Origin of the sequence: Streptomyces sp. NPDC059567 (assembly GCF_042735655.1) — a bacterium.
Taxonomy (GTDB): domain Bacteria; phylum Actinomycetota; class Actinomycetes; order Streptomycetales; family Streptomycetaceae; genus Streptomyces.
The window spans coordinates 4,304-6,338 of record NZ_JBHWBS010000178.1; the positions used below are offsets into that span (position 1 = coordinate 4,304).

2 protein-coding genes are annotated in these 2,035 nt (G+C 70.3%); both read left to right on the top strand.

The genetic code is table 11. From position 1 onward, the window contains the following. Positions 1 to 97: 97 nt before the first annotated feature. Positions 98 to 916: a DsbA family protein gene (locus ACFVZW_RS36480; protein WP_384530808.1), complete on the top strand. Its 819-nt coding sequence runs from the start codon at positions 98 to 100 to the stop codon at positions 914 to 916. A 96-nt stretch (positions 917 to 1,012) separates the two neighbouring features. Next, positions 1,013 to 1,990, top strand: a complete 978-nt coding sequence (gene lgt / locus ACFVZW_RS36485; protein WP_384530810.1) for a prolipoprotein diacylglyceryl transferase — start codon at positions 1,013 to 1,015, stop codon at positions 1,988 to 1,990. Positions 1,991 to 2,035 lie beyond the last annotated feature (45 nt).

Sequence of the window (2,035 nt, forward strand, 5' to 3'; positions counted from 1 at the left end):
CATCGCCCCGTGGGCGCGGGGCGGGTTTATAACCCCCTTGGGTTGTAGCTGTCGCGGGGCAGGGGCTAACGCCCCCCCCCGGTTCGTTGCTGAGGGCGTGAGCCAGAAGAACAGTGACGGAAAAGGGAGCGCGCGGGAGCGCCTCCAGCAGCAGCGCGAGCGAGAGAAGGCCCGTGAGAAGCAGCGGCGCGTCCTGATCGTGTCGGCCGCGGTCGTCGGCGTCCTCGGCCTGGCCGCGGTCGTCGGAGTGATCGCCGCCAACAGCGGGGACAAGGACAGCGGCTCGGACAAGGCGGGCCCGGTCGTCGCCCCGACCGGCGCGACCGAGGGCGACAAGCCGGCCATCCCGACCGGGAAGACGGACGCCCCGTCGACCCTGGCGATCTGGGAGGACTTCCGCTGCCCGGCCTGCGCGTCCTTCGAGAACGCCTTCCGGGACACCATCCACGAGCTCGAGGCCTCCGGCGCGCTCAAGACCGAGTACCACCTCGCCACCCTCATCGACGGGAACATGGGCGGCAGCGGCTCCCTGCGCGCGGCGAACGCCGCCGCGTGCGCCCAGGACGCGGGAAAGTTCACCGCGTACCACGACGTGCTGTACATCAACCAGCCGCCGGAGACCGACGACGCCTTCGGCAGGAACGACAAGCTGATCGAGCTCGCGGCGAAGGTGCCCGGGCTCGACACGCCGGCCTTCCGCAGCTGTGTCGAGGACGGCACGCACGACAGCTGGGTGGGGAAGTCGAACGACGCCTTCCGCAGCAGCGACTTCCGGGGCACGCCCTCCGTGCTGCTCAACGGAGAATCGATCTTCCCGAACAAGGGGGACGAGCAGATCTCCCCGGACAACCTGAAGAAGTGGGTCGCCGAGGCCAACAAGGGCAAGACGCCGGGGACGGCCTCGCCCACGGGCTGACGCCCTCCGGCGTCCCTCCTTCGGCGCCTAAGTTACGCAGACGTTGTCGGGTGGGCTGCCGCGTCACCCGCCCGGCAAGGTAGCGTCGGTTCTGCCATGGACCTTGCCTACATTCCCAGCCCGTCGACCGGAGTCCTGAACCTCGGACCGGTTCCGCTGCGCGGCTATGCCTTCTGCATCATCATCGGTGTCTTCGTCGCCGTCTGGTACGGCAACAAGCGCTGGATCGCCCGGGGCGGCAAAGCCGGCACCGTGGCCGACATCGCCGTCTGGGCGGTGCCCTTCGGCCTCGTCGGCGGCCGGCTCTACCACGTGATCACCGACTACCAGCTGTACTTCAGCGAGGGTGAGAACTGGGTCGACGCCTTCAAGATCTGGGAGGGCGGCCTCGGCATCTGGGGCGCCATCGCGCTCGGAGCGGTGGGCGCCTGGATCGGCTGCCGCCGGCGCGGCATCCCGCTGCCGGCGTACGCGGACGCCATCGCACCCGGTATCGCCCTCGCCCAGGCCATCGGCCGCTGGGGCAACTGGTTCAACCAGGAGCTGTACGGCAAGCCGACCACCCTGCCGTGGGGTCTGGAGATCTCCGCCGGCGCGAACCGCGAGGAAGGGATCTACCACCCGACCTTCCTGTACGAGTCGCTGTGGTGCATCGGTGTCGCGCTCCTGGTCATCTGGGCCGACCGCCGCTTCAAGATGGGCCACGGACGGGCCTTCGCCCTCTACGTCGCCGCGTACTGCACGGGCCGGGCGTGGATCGAGTACATGCGGGTCGACGAGGCGCACCACGTCCTCGGCCTGCGGCTGAACGTCTGGACGGCGATCGTCGTCTTCGTCCTGGCCGTCGCCTACATCGTGATCTCGTCGCGGGTCCGCCCGGGACGGGAGGAGATCGTGGAGCCGGATCGGGACAAGCCCGTCGTCGGGAAGGGCGCGACCGACGAGGACGCGACCGACGAGGACGGCGGGGCCTCGGAGGCCGAGGCCTCCGTGGAGGAGCCCGAGGACGCGCCGGGGACCCTCGCCGAGGAGTCGACCGACGAGCCGGCCGGGAACGGCGCGGGCAAGGGCTGACCGACCCGCCGGCATCGCATGACATGGGGCCGCCCCGGACCGAGA

Coding starts and splice junctions, on each gene's coding strand:
- lgt (WP_384530810.1), top strand. CDS start 1,013: ATGGACCTTGCCTACATTCCCAGCCCGTCGACCGGAGTCCTGAACCTC.